The organism is Candidatus Krumholzibacteriota bacterium (assembly GCA_034520215.1).
In the GTDB taxonomy this organism is placed as follows: Bacteria; Krumholzibacteriota; Krumholzibacteriia; order Krumholzibacteriales; family WJIX01; genus JAGHBT01.
In genome coordinates this window covers 24972-44185 of sequence record JAXHNR010000001.1, presented here as the reverse complement: position 1 = coordinate 44185, position 19214 = coordinate 24972, and the positions used below count along the sequence as shown (strand labels likewise).

At 45.6% G+C, this 19214-nt stretch carries 18 protein-coding genes and 1 tRNA gene; 1 reads left to right on the top strand and 18 read right to left on the bottom strand.

The window, feature by feature from the left end; all coding sequences use genetic code 11:
• Nucleotides 1-7: 7 nt before the first annotated feature.
• Complete coding sequence (locus U5O15_00195; GenBank protein MDZ7859082.1) at nucleotides 8-1396, bottom strand: aminopeptidase P family protein; 1389 nt, start codon at nucleotides 1394-1396, stop codon at nucleotides 8-10.
• A gap of 395 nt (nucleotides 1397-1791) precedes the next feature.
• Entirely contained in the window at nucleotides 1792-2496 is a 705-nt protein-coding gene (locus tag U5O15_00190) for a fasciclin domain-containing protein (protein MDZ7859081.1), read from the bottom strand.
• Between the two features lie 481 nt (nucleotides 2497-2977).
• On the opposite strand from U5O15_00190, the gene U5O15_00185 reads away from it, so the two are divergent.
• Nucleotides 2978-3286 carry an MTH1187 family thiamine-binding protein gene (locus tag U5O15_00185; protein ID MDZ7859080.1) on the top strand — a complete coding sequence of 103 codons (309 nt, stop codon included), beginning with the start codon at nucleotides 2978-2980 and terminating at the stop codon, nucleotides 3284-3286.
• A 196-nt stretch (nucleotides 3287-3482) separates the two neighbouring features.
• Here U5O15_00185 and U5O15_00180 read toward each other — a convergent pair whose 3' ends face one another.
• The 16 genes from U5O15_00180 to U5O15_00105 form a co-directional block, all read right to left on the bottom strand.
• On the bottom strand, nucleotides 3483-3941 hold the full coding sequence (locus U5O15_00180; protein MDZ7859079.1) for a superoxide dismutase [Ni]: 459 nt from the start codon (nucleotides 3939-3941) through the stop codon (nucleotides 3483-3485).
• A 216-nt stretch (nucleotides 3942-4157) separates the two neighbouring features.
• Entirely contained in the window at nucleotides 4158-5411 is a 1254-nt protein-coding gene (locus tag U5O15_00175) for an SUMF1/EgtB/PvdO family nonheme iron enzyme (protein ID MDZ7859078.1), read from the bottom strand.
• Nucleotides 5412-5721: 310 nt separating this feature from the next.
• Nucleotides 5722-5798: transfer RNA gene (locus U5O15_00170), tRNA-Val, on the bottom strand.
• Between the two features lie 13 nt (nucleotides 5799-5811).
• The gene (locus U5O15_00165) at nucleotides 5812-5967 is read right to left on the bottom strand and encodes a hypothetical protein (GenBank protein MDZ7859077.1); all 156 of its coding nucleotides are present in this window, start codon (nucleotides 5965-5967) and stop codon (nucleotides 5812-5814) included.
• Between the two features lie 116 nt (nucleotides 5968-6083).
• A complete protein-coding gene (gene larE, locus U5O15_00160; protein MDZ7859076.1) occupies nucleotides 6084-6896 on the bottom strand; it encodes an ATP-dependent sacrificial sulfur transferase LarE in 813 nt (270 codons plus the stop codon).
• Nucleotides 6893-7909: an endolytic transglycosylase MltG gene (gene mltG / locus U5O15_00155; protein MDZ7859075.1), complete on the bottom strand. Its 1017-nt coding sequence runs from the start codon at nucleotides 7907-7909 to the stop codon at nucleotides 6893-6895. Before mltG ends, larE begins: the two co-directional genes overlap by 4 nt.
• Nucleotides 7906-8343, bottom strand: coding sequence for a Holliday junction resolvase RuvX (ruvX, locus tag U5O15_00150; protein MDZ7859074.1), 438 nt, complete (start codon nucleotides 8341-8343; stop codon nucleotides 7906-7908). Before ruvX ends, mltG begins: the two co-directional genes overlap by 4 nt.
• 7 nt (nucleotides 8344-8350) lie before the next feature.
• Nucleotides 8351-10612 carry a GAF domain-containing SpoIIE family protein phosphatase gene (locus U5O15_00145; GenBank protein MDZ7859073.1) on the bottom strand — a complete coding sequence of 754 codons (2262 nt, stop codon included), beginning with the start codon at nucleotides 10610-10612 and terminating at the stop codon, nucleotides 8351-8353.
• 142 nt (nucleotides 10613-10754) lie between these two features.
• Nucleotides 10755-11186 carry an ATP-binding protein gene (locus tag U5O15_00140; protein MDZ7859072.1) on the bottom strand — a complete coding sequence of 144 codons (432 nt, stop codon included), beginning with the start codon at nucleotides 11184-11186 and terminating at the stop codon, nucleotides 10755-10757.
• Between the two features lie 18 nt (nucleotides 11187-11204).
• Nucleotides 11205-11549: an STAS domain-containing protein gene (locus U5O15_00135; GenBank protein MDZ7859071.1), complete on the bottom strand. Its 345-nt coding sequence runs from the start codon at nucleotides 11547-11549 to the stop codon at nucleotides 11205-11207.
• The gene (locus tag U5O15_00130) at nucleotides 11539-12519 is read right to left on the bottom strand and encodes an RluA family pseudouridine synthase (GenBank protein ID MDZ7859070.1); all 981 of its coding nucleotides are present in this window, start codon (nucleotides 12517-12519) and stop codon (nucleotides 11539-11541) included. The genes U5O15_00135 and U5O15_00130 overlap by 11 nt, the downstream gene beginning before the upstream one ends.
• Before the next feature lie 107 nt (nucleotides 12520-12626).
• Nucleotides 12627-13106 (bottom strand): signal peptidase II, encoded by a 480-nt coding sequence (lspA, locus tag U5O15_00125; GenBank protein MDZ7859069.1) that lies wholly within the window; start codon nucleotides 13104-13106, stop codon nucleotides 12627-12629.
• A 4-nt stretch (nucleotides 13107-13110) separates the two neighbouring features.
• Complete coding sequence (locus U5O15_00120; protein MDZ7859068.1) at nucleotides 13111-13512, bottom strand: TraR/DksA family transcriptional regulator; 402 nt, start codon at nucleotides 13510-13512, stop codon at nucleotides 13111-13113.
• Nucleotides 13513-13539: 27 nt separating this feature from the next.
• Entirely contained in the window at nucleotides 13540-16692 is a 3153-nt protein-coding gene (gene ileS / locus U5O15_00115; GenBank protein ID MDZ7859067.1) for an isoleucine--tRNA ligase, read from the bottom strand.
• Between the two features lie 68 nt (nucleotides 16693-16760).
• The gene (locus U5O15_00110; GenBank protein MDZ7859066.1) at nucleotides 16761-17585 is read right to left on the bottom strand and encodes a purine-nucleoside phosphorylase; all 825 of its coding nucleotides are present in this window, start codon (nucleotides 17583-17585) and stop codon (nucleotides 16761-16763) included.
• Between the two features lie 281 nt (nucleotides 17586-17866).
• Nucleotides 17867-19180 carry a DivIVA domain-containing protein gene (locus U5O15_00105; protein ID MDZ7859065.1) on the bottom strand — a complete coding sequence of 438 codons (1314 nt, stop codon included), beginning with the start codon at nucleotides 19178-19180 and terminating at the stop codon, nucleotides 17867-17869.
• Nucleotides 19181-19214: the final 34 nt, after the last annotated feature.

Below are 19214 nucleotides of genomic sequence, written 5' to 3'. Positions count from 1 at the left end.
GCTATCTCTACCTAGCGCACCAGCTTTCAACATCCTCTACAGTTTTTGCTATAGGCTCGCCGAGGATCTTATGGCCGCTTCCGGTTATAAGAACATCATCTTCAATCCGGATACCGCCGAAACCACGGTACTTTTCAACCTCATCATAATTGATGAATTCCTCCAGTTTATTTTCTTCCCTCCAGCGGTCGATCAATTCCGGAATAAAGTATATTCCCGGCTCGGCGGTAAGCACAAATCCCGGCCGAAGCTCCCTTCCGAGTCTAAGCGCGCTCAATCCAAACTGCTTGCTTCTGCGAACATTCTCGTCATACCCGACGAGATCTTCATTAAGCCCTTCCATGTCGTGAACATCCAGGCCCATCATATGTCCGAGGCCGTGAGGTAGAAACAAAGCGTGGGCGCCCGCCGCTACGGCTTCATCAGGATCACCTTTCATCAACCCCAGTTCTTTGAGGTTTTCCGTGATAGTCTTAGCCGCCCTTAAATGACAATCCCTGTTTAGAACCCCGGGCTTCATCATTTCAATCGCGTCAAGCTGAGCCTTGAGTACAATATTGTATATATCCTTCTGTTTGCCTGTAAATTTACCGGTTACGGGCATCGTTCTTGTTATATCGCTCGCGTAATGGAGAGGGGATTCGGCGCCTGAATCCATAAGTACTAAATCTCCCTCCTCCATAATATTATTATAGGAATGATTATGAAGTGTTTCGCCGTGAACAGAAAAGATAAAGGGAAAAGACAAATGGCTGTTGTTCGCGAGCACTACTCCATGAACCTTTCCGCAGACCTGATGTTCGTAGATTCCCGGGCTGATCAAACTCATCGCGGTGGTATACATCTGATAACTGATATCCAGAGCCTTTTCTATCTCTTTTATCTCTTCTTCAGTTTTAATTGACCGCTGGGAAATAACGGCCTTTGCCAGCTCTTCGCTGCTCAAATTATTAACGGACGAATGCTCTATCCCCGTCAGCTCTTCAATCCGCAGAACTGTCTCCGCGCGGTACTGAGGCAGATAATGAATTTTTCTGTCATTTTTGATATAACCTCGTATAGTATCCTTCAATTCAGATGACGGTCTTGTCTTCTCTACACCCGCCTTTTTAGCTTTGCCGGCAAGCTTCGGAAGAGGTCCGGTCCAGATAATATCCTCGATGGCAACATCATCACCGAATATAAATTCTTCATCATTATCAATATCAATAATCCCCGTAAGGCCAGGCTCATCTATTCCGAAATAGTAGAGAAAAGAGCTGTCCTGACGGAAATGGTATGTGTTAGCGGTATAATTCATCGGCGCATCATTATTTCCCGGCAGAAGAATAATCCCCGATTCCACCTTCTTTTTAAGTCCATTTCTTCGATCCCTGTATGTTTCAATGTAAAACATGTCTTCTCCTTTACTGATTATGAACTCTTAAAAACAACGTGGCCTATCTCTTACTATGACGATCAGAAAACATACTGAATTTAACTGCTCCAATCATAAACGTACGTTAAACACGTTAGCCCTTCATGCTATACCAACTTCGAGATCGAGTCAAGCAGTCAGGGATACCGAAAATTTTTTTGCCGGCTTCAGTCCCCTCATAGCTGACCTGCACCCTGCTTCCAGGGACGTTCTCCCCTGACGATGAGACTATAAGCACAGCCATAGCCCTTAGTTTATAAGTAAAGCGGCAGATGTTGTGACATATTTTATGGTTTAATTATTTTCTGAATCAATGACAAGGGCCGAAGTCCACGCGGGACCCGGCCCTTGTTGTGAAATATCACCCAAATAGTCTACAGACCGAGGTCCACCGGCAGTATTACGGCGTCTATCACGTGGATGATGCCGTTGCTGGCGGAGATGTTAGGGGTGACAATGTAGGCGGTGTTGCCGACCGCTGTGATCATAGCGTCGGTAGACACTGAGAATGTCGCTCCCTCTAGCAGGGTCATGATGGTCCTGTCATGCCTACGCGGAACTACGCTGTTGGAGGCGCGGCGACCTTCTGTAACGTGGTAACTTACCACTGCCTCTATCGTTCCGGCGCCGAGCAGATCATCTATCGCCGCGAACGGACCCTCTTCAGCGAGGATGTCCGGATCGAGCAGATCTTCGACCGCGGCGACCAGGTTAAGGAACGCATCATCGGTCGGCGCGAACACGGTATACTGGTCGTTGTTGAGCAGTCCCGCAATGAGCGGGCTGTCGGGATTCATCTCGGCTATGTACCCTACGGCCGCAAGCAGCAGGGTGAAGCCGGCATCCTCCGCGATTTCGGCGATGGTCATGCCGCCGGGAGGAAGAGCCTTGCCTTTCATGCCGTTCATCTGGCGCTTCATCGCGCCTTCATTCATTCTTCCCGTGATTTCAACGCTTTCATCCATAGAATCCAACTCTTTCAGTGAGCTGTAATCTTCCGGACTGGTTGAGGTCTCGGAGCAGGATATGAAGGTGACAGCGAATACGAGTCCCATAGCGATAAGCAGGTAACGTTTCATTGTGAACTCCCCTCAATTAAGGTTATGCACCGCCTCATGGGCGGTACTGACGAATTTATTCTCCCAGGAATTATTGAAAACATTATAACATTGAAATCATTACAATGTCAATATATATTAATTCTGAGTTCCTTTTCCCCGATTTTTTTTAAAGGGAGAACATATTTGTCTGAAGTTTACTGGTTTTCATCTTCCACTTGTTATTATTAATAACTGACTTAATAAATTGTGCTTAGCTAAATAACAGGGTAATTTTCGAGGGAAGTCCTGGTCAAAGAGATTCGTCTGCCGGGGGGACTATAGCTTTGCCGGCAGTTGAGCCTGACATACTAAAGGTTCAAAAAGGACAACTTATACGGCGGTCTTTACAGAAAGAACCCCCAAGGAAAAGATAATGGAAAAAATGGCGCAGTGCTGTTATTAATTAAAATGAAAAGCTTTTTATTAAGGCACAGCTAAACATACAAAAGGGAGAAGAAATATGCTTGCCAGTTTTTCTGTGGCACCTGTGGGAGTTGGAGAAAGTCTTAGTAAATACGTTGCTGAAATTATTTCACTGATCGACGAATCGGGTCTGGATTACCGTATGGGCGCTATGCACACAACGGTTGAAGGACCTCAGGAAGAAGTCATGTCTTTGATCATGGACTGCCACAACCTGATGAAAGAAAAGGCCGGCAGAGTTCTTACATCTATCACTATTGATGACAGAAAAGGGGCAACCGGCCGTTTAACAGGGAAGATAGACGACGTAGAAAAGATAATCGGAAGGGATATATCAAAGGAATAACTGTTTCGGGTTCACCATCTATCGATTCTTATAAGATTATCCCGATAACGCCGCAACCATCTATCTAAGTTGCAGTTATTAAAGTTTATTATTTGAAATCAAACTAAATAAAATTCCCCGCATTGGCAATTTGAGGCTCCTACAGCCCGGGTGCCAACGCGCAGCCGCGAACAGATTTGATATACTGCGTGCTTTACTAATCCTTGAAATACAACTTTTCAAATTTATCCACAATCGCCCTCATGTCCGCAATATGTTTTAAATCAATTGATTGCTTTGCTTTCATGGCAGAAACAAGCAATGAATGTAACAAAGCTAGCTTATTTAAGCCTTCTTCTCTGTCTTCTGGTTTATCATTCGACATCGGGCTTATTCTTTGAGTCATAAAATATTGAGTTACAATATGCTGGAGTTCGTTCGAATGATTTTCTTTATTATTAATCCATCGTACTATCTGGTTATAATTCTTTTCCTCTACACTTGTAAGATCAGTTATCATCTTCATCGATTTCTCGATTGTAGCGATATGCTCTCGTATTAATTTTATTCTCATCCCATCATCATAAATACCACATGGTATCTCACAATGTGCTAGAACATTCTGAGCAACAAAGCATAGAACAATAATACAAATAATAACTGCTGCATTTTTCATTGTTCTTCCTCTCACTATGGCCATTTAGCTCTGACAATTTATTAATAAAGCATGCCGGATAACATTTAAGGCATCCCCGAGACATCCGACAGGATCTCCCGCAGGGCAGCCGCGCTTCGCTCCGATGCGGAAATGCTCTTGTTATATCGAAGTAGCGCACCCCCCAAAAAAAATTCCAAGGTCCAAGTGTCCAAGAATCCAAGGGACCCATGGAGACTAGCGGGCAAACACCGCGCGGCAAACACGAAAACCGAAGCTGTAGTGCGTGCCCGACGGGGTGGTCCCGGCGCGGAGCGCTGAACGGCAGTAGTGTGCATAGATGCCCCAACCGCCGCCGCGAAGAACGCGAGAACTTCCAAAAGCGGGGCCAACAGGGTCCGTCTCATCTCCGCTGTAGCTTCCATACCAGTCGTTGCACCACTCCAATACATTTCCGTGCATGTCATACAGACCAAAGCTATTGGCTGGATAACTGCCCACTGGCACAGTCCATACTTCGTAAGGTCCGGAGGGACAGCCAGAATAGGGATAGCGACCGTCATAGTTCGCCTCTGTCCCAGCATCAAGACAATTGCCCGTATTAAACGGAGTTTGAGTCCCTGCTCGGCACGCATACTCCCACTCCGCCTCTGTCGGAAGGTGGTACCCTTCAGCATTGTAGGGATCATGTCCGTTACACTCCCAGCTGCTGTGGTTATAAGCACTCGTTAGCCCTGCCTTCATGCTCAGCCAATCGCAGTAGCTGACAGCCCCGAACCAGGATACTTCCAGAACTGGATGATCCTCTTTGCCGGAATCAACGGTGAATGTGCCGCCGCTGAAAGAAATTTCACAGTCACTGTCGCCCATGTCAAGAAGTTCCACCATCGAACCATCCAGGTTATCCTGCAGACTTAAGCTCGTAGCCGTGCAGTGACCGTTATCATACGCCCACTGTGCCATATCGGCATACTGCTGGTTTGTTATCTCCGTCTCAGACATGTAGTAATCATTTGTCAGGGTCACTGCATGCTGAGTCTCGTTACTGCTTCTAGAGGGCTCATCAGCCGGGCTGCCCATCGTGAAGGTGTCAGCTGGGATCAATACAAAACCTTCCGGCATAGTCACTTCTATCGTTATGCTCTCCGAACCGGTTCTTCCATCAGTGTCAATGCCCGTAAGCGTTATTACATGATCACCCATAGAAAGACTATCGTTATCAAATGATGTACCGGTTCCTATGGTATCATCAATATCCGATGTCCAGATAAGTGCGCTGTCCGGTAAAACGTTCCCCTCAAAATCTTCCCCTGTTCCAGTGAAAGTAATGGTAGCACCTTCTACAAATGATTCGCCATCTGACGGACTGATTATATTAACCGTCGGATCATTGCCTCCATTATCAGGGCTGGTCACTTCATCTTCACTGCAGTTAAGCACTGAAAGAGATACAATAAAAACAATTACAGATAAAATACAAAACTTTCGCATTAATTGCATCCCTGGTTATAAAACAAATGCTGAGTCCCTTTCTTATAAAAAATCATCATACCCTATTCATAATTTCAGCTCAAGCAATTGTATACTTCTGCGCGCTATTTCATATAACCATTTCGCAGGTTTGCGCCATTCGGCTTTACCGAATGTGCCGGAGGCCAAGCCTGTAGGCTTAGCGTATATCTGCTGGTATAAGAAGTTGCATAATCCTCCTTTAACCTTGCAATGTGTTGACATTGTAAAAAACACACCATCACTACATAAGGCCTGCAAGCTCTATCTTATTGTAATATAAGGAAATAAATGGTGGGCGATACTGGACTTGAACCAGTGGCCCCCTGCTTGTAAGGCAGGTGCTCTGACCAGCTGAGCTAATCGCCCACAATCGGGTATGCTACAGAAGCGAGATTGGTACAAGGATACAATATCCGAGAACCAGCAGTACCGGAGCAAGTGAGGTTGAATTATTTGCCAGAAAGATGTACCCGCTGACTATCGATATCAATCCCAGAATCATAATCACACTCTTATATTTTCTTATTAAATCCAACCTTGAACTCCTCTTTTATCGTATTTGCCCAAATTCGCTACTCTTTAAATGATATTAACCTGCCTTCTATTGTCAAGATATTCGTTTCAAGGCACCGGCTTTAATACTACTCTATTTTATAATTTATTCATACTCCCTTTTTTATATCCTTCCATATCCACCGTTACATATATAAACCCAAGCTCTCTGAAACGCTTATCTATTCCGCGGCGGACGGCAGAGTGTAAAATATTACCGATCTTATCCGGGCTAACTTCAATACGCGCAAGCGCGCCGTGATGCCTTACTCTGCAGAGCGAGAATCCAAGGGATTTCAGATATTTTTCGGCTTCTTCTATCTGCTCAAGCTTACTCTCGGTAACTTGCTGTCCTGTCTCTATTCTTGTGGCAAGACACGCGTCGGCAGGTCTGTCCCAGCCGGGAACACCTCGTTCCTTAGAGAGATTCCGGATTTCATTCTTGCTGAACCGGGCCTCAATAAGGGGGCTTTTAACATCCAGCTCGGAAAGAGCCCTGATCCCCGGCCGGTAATCTTCCAGGTCATCCGCGTTTGTAGCTTCAATGACAGTTTCAGCCCCTTGCGCTCCGGCAAATTCTTTCAGCTTTGCAAAAATAGCCCTTTTGCAGTAATAGCACCGGTCCGGAGGATTATCGGTAAAATTATCTATCTCCTTAAAATCAACATATATAATCTCGTGTGAAACGCCGAGCGCTTCAGCGACAGACTCCGCGTGATCTATGTCCCGCCCGGGAACAAACCCGGCGTTGACCGTAACCGCGAATAGATCACTACCAAGAATCTCGCTCGCCACACTGAGAAGGAACGCTGAGTCAACTCCGCCTGAGAAAGCTACGGCAACTTTAAGAGGATATTCCGCTATTGTTTCGGTGAGCTTTTTAACTTTCTCTTCAGTTTCCGCAACCATCATCTGCCACTCTTCTTATTTTCCGACTTAACCCTTCTCTTTGCTCTGTTATGTTCGGCGTGAGTTCTGCTGAATATATGCCCGCCCTTGCCGTCTGCTACAAAATAGTAATCCCCGCAGTCTTCTGCCGGGTACGCGGCGGCGGCTAAAGCGGCCCTTCCCGGGCTGCAGACAGGACCGGGCGGAAGCCCTTTATGAATGTACGTGTTGTAAGGCGATTTAACCTTCAGATCATTATACCAGAGTTTCCGTCTTACCCCGCCCAGAGCGTAGGCAACGGTGGGATCCGCTTCAAGTTTCATCCCCTTCTCCAATCTGTTATGATACACAGCTGATATCCGGGGCATCTCTGACTTCAGCATAGCTTCCGCCTGGACGATCGATGCGAGGGTTACAATCTCGTGCATGGTCATTGAAAGTGAATCTGCTCTTTCTGTGATTTCTTCAGAATATACGGTCTTAAACCGCTCTACCATCTGCGCGGCTATTTCTCTCGCTGTATAGGGCCAGGATATCAGATAGGTGTCCGGGAAGAGATACCCTTCGAGGGATTCAGCTTCAAATCCAAGTTTCTCTATAAATAAATCGTCTCTTACCGCGCTTTCGAAAGCGGAGGAATCAATCCCGGCCTTACTGTATAGAAGCGAGGCGATCTCCTTGACCATAAAGCCTTCGGGTACGACAATACGTTTATATTCAACAATTCCTCTTGAAAGCTTACTTAGAACGGCTCTTACGCTTTCGCCGCGCTTGAAGAGATATTCCCCGGCCTTAATATCTTTCTCTTTTCTTTTAAGATATGCGGCCCATCGGAAAATAGTTGAATGCTCAAGAACCCCTTTTTTTTCCAGCTTAGCCTGAATATCGTAAAGGGCCTCGCCTGGATGAACTCTTACAACCACACCTTTCTCTCCGCTCTGAGTCTCGCTATCGAAATACAGGGCCGCTGTATATAATAACGACACAAATATCATAACAACAGCAGCGGCGGCCCCAATAGTCAGAATTTTTTTCATATTCTATCAACTCCGTCAAGATAGCTCTGCAGAATAAGAACGGCCGATATTTTATCTATATTTCCTTTATCCCGCACTCTGCCCTCCCGCCTCAGAAGCCTTTCAGATTCAAGGCTTGTCATTCTCTCGTCGACAAAAACAATCTCAGCGTCTATTCTCTCTTTTATAGAAGAAGCCAGCGCCCTCGATCTTCCCGTCCCCTCTATTTCTTTTCCGCTCATAGAGAGTGGCATTCCGATTACAACAGTTTTAATATTATATTCCCCCGCCAGTTTCTCTACATATTCCGGCAAACCCATCTTCGAACTATCAACAAATGTTTCAAGTCCCTGCGCTGTTATACCCAGCGGATCGCTTAGGGCGATTCCGGTTCTTTTCCCGCCCGGGTCAAGTCCCAGTACGCGGGGCGGATCTTCTTTACGGTTTCGGGGCATTCTTCCGTCAGTTCCTCTTAAGCACCAGAATCGTCGTATCGTCTCTTTCTTTACTGCCGGCCGAGAATTTTCCCACGTCTCTTATTATAGAATCTCTTATCTCGTCAGCGCCTCTGCCCGCGAGCTCGGAAAGAAATACTCTCATCCTCTTTTCACCGTAAAATTCGCCGTCTTCATTTTCAGCTTCCAGAACTCCGTCGGTTGAAACTATCAGCGTATCGCCCGGTTTAAATTTCAGTTTCAGATTCCTGTATTCAAACTCAGGCTGAACTCCGAGAATAAGCCCGCTGTAATCCAGCTCTTCAATTTTACCGTCCGCTCTCATAATAACCGGGAAGAAATGACCGGCATTGCTGTAGAGCAGTTTGTTCCTGCTAAGATTAACACATCCGTAAAAAAGTGTGGCGAATTTATCGTCAGCGGTAATATCACACATAACATTATTAAGACTGCTTACAACCTTTACGGGATCCTCTATCCTGTCCTTCATAGACCTCAGGCTTGCCTGCATCGAAGCCATAAGCAGAGAGGCGGGGACGCCTTTACCGGCGACATCCGCCACCGCGAAAGCAAACAGATCGTCACGGGTTATATAATCAAAATAATCTCCCCCTACCTGTTTGCTGGAAATACTCACCGCTGAAGCCTCATATCCTTCAAGTTCCGGAGCGCGAGACGGAAGAAGATTTTGCTGAATATTACGGGCGATACTCAATTCTTCTTCCATAACCCTTTTCTCAATAACTTCTTCAAGGAGTTCGACCCTTGAAAAAACAGCCGCTATCTGGGTGGAAAGCATCGAAAGCAGCATGATCTCCCCTGCCGAATAATGCCCCCTCTGCTCATGTTTCCCAAGCAGAATCAAAGCTGAACACTTTCCACTTCTCATAACGGGAACTATAACCTCAAAGCCGGCTAGCCATTTTATCCCCCGGGGAAGATTATTAACGGAAACCGCGATATCTCTTTCCGATGGAGGCAGAAACCCCCTTCTCTTCGGTCTTTCAAATCCCATTGATTCGATAAAATCGAGCTTTCCCATCGGCTCGCCCGCTACCTCAAAGATGGATTCCATTTTTTCGAAATCCTCCCCGCGAACAAGAGAATAAATTTCATCTCTGAGGATTATCTCCTGATTCCTGACCTCAAACAGATCCGAGAGAGTTTCTTTGATTGTCTTCTTCATACTGTCGATATTAACTATTGAAAGCAGCTCACTGCTGAGCGCCTTTATTCTTTCCCTCGGATTCTTCCCCTCCCCGATCGATATATTTTCAACCCAGTCTTCTATCCTTACCAGAACGGGTTGAAAGATGATTATGAAAATAACTATCAGGCCAATCTCCAGCACTTCTATACTTATATCTGAAAATCCTCTAATAAAGGATACAAGCTGTTTTATGATAATAAGATAAGTAGAGACTATAACAGCTGTGACTCCGCCAACGAATATTCCCTTCCGGGCGATCAACTTAATATCAAGAAACTTGTACCGCACAACAACATAGGCTATTGTGCCTCCCCCGATTATGAGAGACGCGTTGATTAAAGCAACACTCAGCCCGGCGCTGGCCCCATATCCCCAGAAAACAGGGATGAATCTGGCAACAGAATAGGTAACCACACAGACTCCGAGTCCGGCGATTACAAACCACGTCTGCCTGATAGCTCTTGGAGTAAGTTTAAGCTTTCGGGAACGGCTCAGCAGAATCATTGAAAAAGCCGCGTAAGAAATATTTACGACAGAAAAAAGTTTGGTATGTACTTTAAAAAGCATTCCGGTAAAGACTCCGAGAAGATTAGCTGCTTCACCGAGATATGAACTTAAGGTATCCGGCAAAAATGAGACATCCTTCAAGAATGAAAAAGAATCAGATGGATTTATTCTGTCTATCAGGAATATTACCAGAATCAAGTGGAAGAGATGCGGCAGGAACAGAATGATCGAAACCTTCCTGATATACTTCCATAGTTTATGCTTGGCGGGATAAACAAGCGCGAAAAGAACTAATGACGGAAAGAAAAATTCCCAGGTGTAATCGAAGCTGTCAATAAGACTTTTGAAGAGAAAAGCTCCCTCGTTAAGATTGCTTTTAAGGATGACTCCCAGCGCGCTGAGAAGGGGGCCTGTGCCGGAGAAAAAGAGAACCAGAACTGTGGCCCAACCAACAATATCCCTTGCTGAATAACGGAGAATTGTAATCGCCACAAAGAAAATTACTGCCCCGCATATAAAATATAATGAAGCGAGAAATGAAGAAGCAGCCATCATAAACTCCCAAAACGGCTCTAAACCGCTATTTTTTACTCCGGATAATATAATTTTGCACTTAGGAACTTAACTTTTTATCCGCTGTGGTTTGTTCACGCTTAAAATACTGGAACTCGCGTAAAAAGAGTATATCCGGAAATTACTTTTTCTTTGATCCGTTTAACCTCTTCTCAAGGGTCACTTTCATCCCTCTGTCCTTTACAAACTCAAAAGACAGATTATCCATCATTTCTTTCATAATAAAAATTCCCCTCCCGCGCGTTTCCTGAATATTTGAAGGGTCGGGAATATGTTCCAAATACTCTTTATAATCAAACCCGTCTCCCCTATCATATACTTCCACAACAATCCTGTCCGGGTGACGGTTGATAACAATCCGTATACATTTCTCGGGAGAGGATTTGTTGCCGTGTTCCAGAGCATTCGTGCACGCCTCTATCACTGAAATCGCAACCTCATCCGCCACACTTGATTCAAGCTGCATATCATCCGCTATTTCTCCGCAAATAATATTGATCAGATTGAGATATTCGTACTTGCTCGGGAATTCCATCATTATAGATTCAGCCACAAATTGCCCCCCTTCAAATCAATTTTCAAAATAGCTTTGAATAACTTTGGTTTCATCTTCAAAAGATTCAAATATTAAATTCAATTTAGTCACATAAAGAAGGCTCTTTATCTTGTTCGAAACGTTAAGCAATTTTAAATCACCCTGATGTTTCCGCATCGTCGTATAGCCCGAAATAAGAATCCCCACACCCGCGCTGTTTACCCATGAAACCTTTCCAAGGTCAATTACAATATTTTTTTTGCCTTTCTCCAAAAGATCATATATAAGATCTCTGAATTTTGCCGAATCGGAGCCGCCCATAAGCTTTCCGGATAACTCTACGATCACAACCCCGCTGCTTTCTCTTGTTTTATATTTCATCATCCTCCCTTATTACCGACAATACCGATTCAAAATCATCCGGAAGGGCTGTCTTGAAACTCATCTTCCTTTCGGCAATCGGATGATAAAATGACAATTCGGCGGCATGAAGAGCCTGCCTGTCAATAACAGAAAGCGCCTTCAGAGCAATTTCCCTTTCCCTGTCGGACAGACTCCTTTTCCGCAGTTTCCTGCCCCCATAATCAGGGTCCCCGAGAACCGGTCTTCCGTAATAGGAAAAATGCACCCTTATCTGATGGGTTCTTCCCGTACCGAGCTTTACTTCAATATACTGGAAAGGCTGATAAGTGTCCATAACATTGTAGCTTGTCACAGCATCCCTGCCGCCCGATTTTAACACCGCCATCTTCTTCCTGTTACGTCTTGATCTGCCTATAGGAAAATCAATTACCCCTTCACCGCGGGGCATTCTGCCCCACACTATCGCGTGATATACTCTTGAAACAGTCCTCTCCATAAGCTGCCGGGAGAGAGAATGATGAATCTCGTCATTTTTGGCTACAACGAGTAGCCCCGAAGTGTTTTTATCAAGTCTGTGAACAATACCGGGGCGCAGTACTCCTCCAATCCCCGAGAGATCATTACAGTGATACAATAAAGCGTTAACAAGAGTGCCGCTTCGATGCCCCGGAGCCGGATGCACGACAAGCCCGGCGGGTTTATCCAGAACCAAAAGACTTTTATCTTCATAAACAATGCTGAGAGGAATATCTTCGGGGAAGGCTTCCATGGGCGAAGGAGGAGTAAACTCAAGAAAAATTTTTTCGCCGCCTGTGACTCTGTACGCGGCTTTTCTCACTTCACGGCCGTCGACAAAAACCTCTCCGGATTTTATCGCCTTCTTAAGCCTTGATCTGGACAGCTCCTCGATCTGTTTTCCGAGATACCGATCAAGTCTTTCATCCGAACTTTTCTCGTCGACAACAAATTCATAGATTCTTTTACTCATGACAACCCTGAGACGGCAATGCTTTCTCGTTGAACTTCATAACGGTTATCTTTTCCAAAATCGCCGCCGGTAAACATCTTTGATATTACAAGAAAAGCGCGTATGAATTAATGAGGATTTTCACTTTCTTCTTCACTGGAAGAATCAGAAGATAGAATAAACCCTGAAATCAGTATAATCGCCCCGACAGTTACAGCGGCGTCCGCTATATTATATGTGGGCCACCGGTACTTGCCTATCCCCATGTCGAGAAAATCAACTACACTCCCGGAGGCCACTCTGTCAATGAGGTTGCCGAACGCGCCTCCGAGAATAAGTCCCAGAGAAAAACGTTTAATGACCGGGGCGTATCTCATCTTATACGCGAAGAAGATAAGCGCTATAATAGAAATTATTGTAACAGTCAAAAGGAGAACTCTCGAACCTGAAAGCACACCCAGTATCGCGCCGGGATTGTAGCTCAATCTTACCCTGAGGAAGTTTCCTATCAATTCCCTGCCGCCCCCCCTTGAGCATGTTTCAAGAACAATCCTCTTGGTAGTCTGATCGAGGATAACAACAAGGGCGGCAACCGTAAAATACAGCATCTATTTATCGTTCCTTCCGTCCGCTCTCCTGATCACTTTTGCACGTAATGCATAACCTCGCCGAAGGAACCACATTCAGTCTTCTCTTGGGAATCAAATCCCCGCATATATCACATTTGCCGTAGATCCCTCTCTCCAGCCTCTCCATAGCTTCGTTTAAGGCCCTCAAATAAGAGTCTTTCTGGCTGGCATAGGAATACAGCTTCTCCTTCTCCATGCCGTCTGTTCCCTGATCCGCCAAATGGTTCGAATATGTCTTTTTGGCTCCCTCGTCTTCCGCTGAAGAAGTTATCAATTCGTTGATCCGGTCAAGCTCTTCTATGATCCTGTCCCGCTCAGCAATTATATCCTTTCTGAATTTTTCAAGTTCTTTTTTATTATACTTTTTTCTCTTTTTTGAAGGCATCTGCGATTCTCCTTCCACCTGAGCATGTCAGGTAAGTTTCGTCCAGATTTTAACGCTTAAGTCATTAAGTTCGAACTCCGCGGTAAAAGGCCAATCCTTTTTACCCCTGGAAATAGACTCAGTTAAAGTTTCACTTCGGATATAATCGTCGAATTCAGCAAAGACCTCTTCAATTTCCTCATCAGATTCGTGGGATAAAACTATTCTATCGCTTATTTCAAAATCCGAGTCCTTCCTCAGATTCTGAATTCTGTTCACTAAGTCTCTGGCTATCCCCTCTCTAATCAGTTCGGGGGTTAATTCAGTGTTAAGAACAACCGTCATATCGGATTCTTCTTCCACTTCGAAGTTTTCGATGGTCTTCCTGGATATTTTGATTTCCTCGGATATAAATTTTTCTCTCTTCCCTTCAATATCGATAAATATCTCTCCGTCAGATTCGAGAGCCTTAAGCTTAGCGCTTGGCAATTCTTCAATAACCCGGGATACTTCCTTTATCTTTTTACCAAACCTCTTTCCGAGCAAGGAATATTCCGGTTTGGCAGTAAGAAGAATGTAGTCATCGGCACTCTCCGCGTATGATATCTTTTTAACGTTGAGCTCATCATGAACCAGAGATGTATACCCCTGATCATCCAGCCAATCAACCCTTCCGGAAGAGGCATTAGATACAAGGAGTTCAGAAAGGGGTGTTCTGACCTTTATTCCCGCTTTGTTCCTGGCCGCCCTGCCGGCTATTACAACCTGAAGAACTTCCCGCATTTTTCTTTCAAGCTCTCCGTCAATCATCTCTTCGTCATATTCAGGATAATCCTGCAGATGAACACTGAGATTCCCCTCTTCTTCCTCCCTGTAGCTGTTGAGTCTCAGATAAACAGACTCGCTTATAAAAGGTACAATCGGGGCCATAAGCCTGGTCAATCCACTGAGAACCATATAATATGTTTCATAAGCCGCCCTTTTATCACCGCTCATTTCGTTCTTCCAGAATCTTCTGCGGCAGCGTCTTAAATACCAGTTGCTGAGCTGGTCAACAGCGAAAACCGATAACTTTCTGCCTGCCCGGTTAATGTCATAAGCGTCCAGAGCTTCTGTAACTTCCTTTATCGTAGAGTTATATACGGAAAGAAGCCATTTATCTATTAAATTATCACTTTCGATTTCTCCGGCTGGAACAAAACCGTCAAGTCTCGCGTACATCGCGAAAAAGCTGTAAAGATTCTTGAATGTGCCGATAAATCTGTTGGCCGAGTCCTTAAGGGAATCCGTATCAAAGCGCTTTGCGAGATGAGGAGCTCCCGATGTCATAAGAAACCACCTTAGAGCGTCGGCGCCGTAAGTGTTCAGAGCGTCGCGCGCGAAAACCGCGTTCCCCCGGCTTTTGCTCATCTTCCGGCCATTGGCGTCGAGAACCATTCCATGGGGCAGACATCTGCGGTATGGACTTTCTTTTTTCAAAAATACCCCTATTACGAGAAGTGAATAGAACCATCCGCGCGACTGGTCAACACCTTCGCTGATAAATTCCGCTGGATACTGATTCTCAAAAACATCCTTGTTTTCAAAAGGGTAATGATGCTGCGCGAACGGCATCGCGCCTGAATCAAACCAGCAATCGATAACGTCCGGAACCCTCTTCATGCTTGCGCCGCACTGGGGGCACGAGACATCCAGCTCATCAACAAAAGGCTTATGGAGATCGTAGTCTTCGGGAAAATTCCCGCTGACCTCTTTTAATTCCTCCACACCTGCGGGGCAGAACTTCTCTCCGCACGAATTACATATCCAGATATTAAGGGGCGTGCCCCAGTAGCGTTCACGGCTTAAAGCCCAATCGACATTCCCCTCAAGCCATCTGGCAAATCTGTTCTCTCCTACTTCAGGGGGGAACCATTCTATTTTAGAATTGGCTTCAATCAGCTTGTCCTTAAAGGCAGTAGTCTTGATATACCATGAGCGCCTGCCGTAGTAAAGAAGTGGGGAATCACACCTCCAGCAGAACGGATATGAATGCTCAATCTCTCCGCTCCTGTAGAGTATCCCCCGCTTGTTAAGATCAGCAATAATTTCGGGGTCGCAATCTTTTACAAAGACGCCGGGCCAGGGCTCGATATCCTCAGTAAATCTCCCCTTCTTATCAACAGGCTGAACAAAGGGCAGATTTTCAGCCTCTCCTACTTTATAGTCATCCTCACCGAAAGCGGGCGCGATATGAACTATTCCCGTACCGTCGGCGAGAGTCACAAAATCCCCCGCTATTACCCTGAACGCGCCCTTGGCGTCTTCAAAATAGGGGAAGCAGGGTTTGTACTCTTTGCCTACAAGCTCTTTTCCGTCGAACCTGTCAAGAACCTCAAATTCATCTCCTAAGACAGCCGTTAGAGCTTCGGCAAGTATAAGGATTTCTCCATTAGACTTTACTTTTACATATTTATATTCAGGACCGACCGCGAGAGCCACATTGGAAAGCAGAGTCCATGGAGTCGTGGTCCAGACAAGAAAGCTCGCCTCCTCGTCTTTGAGGGGGAGCTTGAAATAAATTGAAGGATCTTTTACTTCTTTGTATCCCTGCGAGACTTCGTGGCTTGAGAGTGAAGTTCCGCAACGGGAACAATAGGGAACAATTTTATGTCCTTCATAAAGTAAATTCTTATTCCAGAATTGCTTAAGAATCCACCACACCGATTCTATATATTCATTCGTACATGTAACATAAGGGTTGTCAAGATCAAGCCAGAAACCGAGCATGCGTGTGAACTCGTGCCATTCATCCAGATACTTAAATATACTCTTCCGGCATTCCCTGTTAAAATCCTCGACTCCGTGCTCTTCAATCTGTTCTTTGCCGTCAAGGCCCAACTTTTTTTCAACCTCTATCTCAACCGGAAGTCCGTGTGTATCCCACCCCGCTTTTCTTTCAACCCTGTATCCCCGCATTGTTTTAAATCTGCAGATCGTATCTTTGATTGTCCTTGACATAGCATGATGAACCCCGGGTCTCCCATTAGCCGTGGGAGGCCCTTCATAGAACACAAAAGGATTTTCCGGAGAACGCTTCTCGAGACTTCTGCCAAATATCCCGTAATCATCCCAATATTTCAACACTTCCGCTTCAGCCTCGGCGGGTTTGGCAAGAGGGGGCAGATCTCTGTATATATTTTTCTTCTCTTTCTCTTTCACTTCATTTGCTCCATCTGTAACCTATACGACATTTCCTCTAAGGAATATAATGTTAACAGGAGAAATACTCAAAACCTTCTTAGAAATTCTCTGACCAGTTTGCACAATTTTTTCTCGCCCTTTTTTGCCACTCTTACTATCTCTTTTATATCAACAGGTTCAAGACAGTCAGGAAGAGCTTGATCGGTAACGATCGATATCCCAAGCACTTTCATCCCTGCATGTACCGCCACAATATTCTCGGGGACTATAGACATTCCCACTATATCAGCGCCCACGCGCCTCAGAAAACGGTATTCAGCCGCTGTTTCAAGATTTGGTCCCGCCACGGCGGCAAGAACCCCCCTCTTTAAGGGGATCTTCAGGTCCAGCCCCACTTTCTCGATTCTCGAGATGTAATTCCTGTTATAGGGCATGCTCATATCAGGGAAACGGGGACCCAGCCTCTCATCGTTCGGGCCGATAAGGGGATTATCCCCCATCAGGTTTATATGATCTGTCAGCACAACCAGTGACCCCGGCGTAAGTTGAGGGTTCATGGCGCCTACCGCGGAAGTTAATATCAGGGAGTTTACCCCCAGAGCCTTCATCACTCTAATTGGAAATGTTATCTCCTTCATAGAGTATCCCTCATAGTAATGAACCCTCCCCTCCATAGCCACAACCCGCTTCCCTGACAGTTTGCCTATTATCAAATTGCCCGCGTGAAGACCCTCCACAGTCGAAACGGAAAATCCGGGAATCTCGCCGTATGGTATCTTTGCGCTGACATCTATCTTGCCGGCAAGTCCGCCAAGGCCGCTGCCGAGAATCAGCCCGTATGCCGGACGTGTTTTTACTTGTTTCCTAATGTATGAAACAGCTTTTCTGATATCGTCATACAGACACGACATATATTGCCCTTTCCTTCTCAACCCGGGCTGACTAAAAGCCTCTATCAAAAAAACCCGGACTCATTCAATCCTGATTCCAATATCCCCTTCGCACTCAACTACCTCTTATACATATTATTGTATTATCCGGCAAGGTTTATCTGAAATATATAAAAGATTTCACTGCCGGAAAACCCTTTTAACATAAGGGATTGAACTCTGGTAAGCTCAATCCCTGAGGTAATACCCTGACATTTTATAGTTTGCCTTGTATCAGCCGGCTGAAAACCGGCAGAACCTTATCAACTGTCCTGTTTTCCAATATTCGTAACATTCTCTTTCAAGCGGTCCATTGACCAGGTACCATCCTCATCCGCTTCTTCTTCAGAATTCAATCCGTTTTCAGGTTGCTCGCCGCTATTTTCTTCTCCTGTCTCTTTGCTTTCCTGTTTCATTTCATATCCTTCAGATTGTTGCCGCCCTTGACCTTGAGGGTTGTCCCGAGTCTCGTCCACGCCGGATTCCGCCTCAGCTGATTCTTCCTCCGCGTAGGCGGACAGCCCCTCCTTATCATCTCTTCCGGCGCTTTCGTGCTCACTCTGACCCGATTCCTCTGTTAATCCTGAAAGGGCTTCTTCAACACCATCCTCCGCCGAATTATCCTCGGAGGAAATCTCATAATTCTTCCAGTCCGTTTCCTTCTTCCTTACCTCATAATTATCCCATTGATCACTTTCGGAGTTTTCCCCCTCCACATCCTCATTCTCAGCAGAATCAGCTTCATCACTATTCTGCTGAAATTCATCCCTGTTTAAATTATTCAAACGGGCCTCTATTATATCCATGTCCCCGTCTGCCTCCGCGGCTGGGTTTTCGGGGTTGGAGAAATCAGCTTCAGCAGAAGATTGCAAAGATCTTTCTTCATCGGAGGTTCGCGGCGAAAGGTCATCTTTTTCCCCCGCGCCCAGGGGGCCTTGCGGCGCGCTTTTTCCTTCGGCTTCTTCTCCTCGAGGCTCGGTGTTTTCTTCCTCAACCCGCTTCTCTTCGAGTTTACGTGAAAATTTCTCGGTTATCTTTTCCCGGCTCATTCTCCGGTGCTGGACGCTCTTTCTTGAATCTTCCTTTATTCTTGATTCCAGATTTTCAATCTCCTGATCGGACTGGGCAAAATCATCTTCGAACCCATTGATCATCTCGCGGTGGTTCTCTATAAGTGTCTTAAGCCTTGTAAGGTAGTTGTCCTTCTGTTTCTTAAGTTCAAGTATTTCCCTGCGAAGCTGCCTCGTATGGGAACGTATGTTCTCAGATGCCTTTTCAGCCTCAACTTCAGCCTCTCTTAAAATGAGCCCGGCTTCATGCCTGGCGTTCTCTTTCGCGTCCGACGTCAACTGCTGGGCGGTCAGGAGTGTGTTGCGAAGATTTGTTTCCATAGATTTAAATTCATCCACTCTCGCCTTAAGATTGACAATGTGCTCACGGAGGCCTTTATTGTCATTGAGAGCCGCTTCATATTCTTCGGCAACAGTATTTAAAAAGGCGCTTACTTCATCCGGGTCGAATCCGCGCATACTCTTTTTGAATTCCTGTCTTCTTATATCCAGCGGAGTAATCCTCATTGCTTGTCCTCCTGTTTCAGGGCGTTTCCGCCTC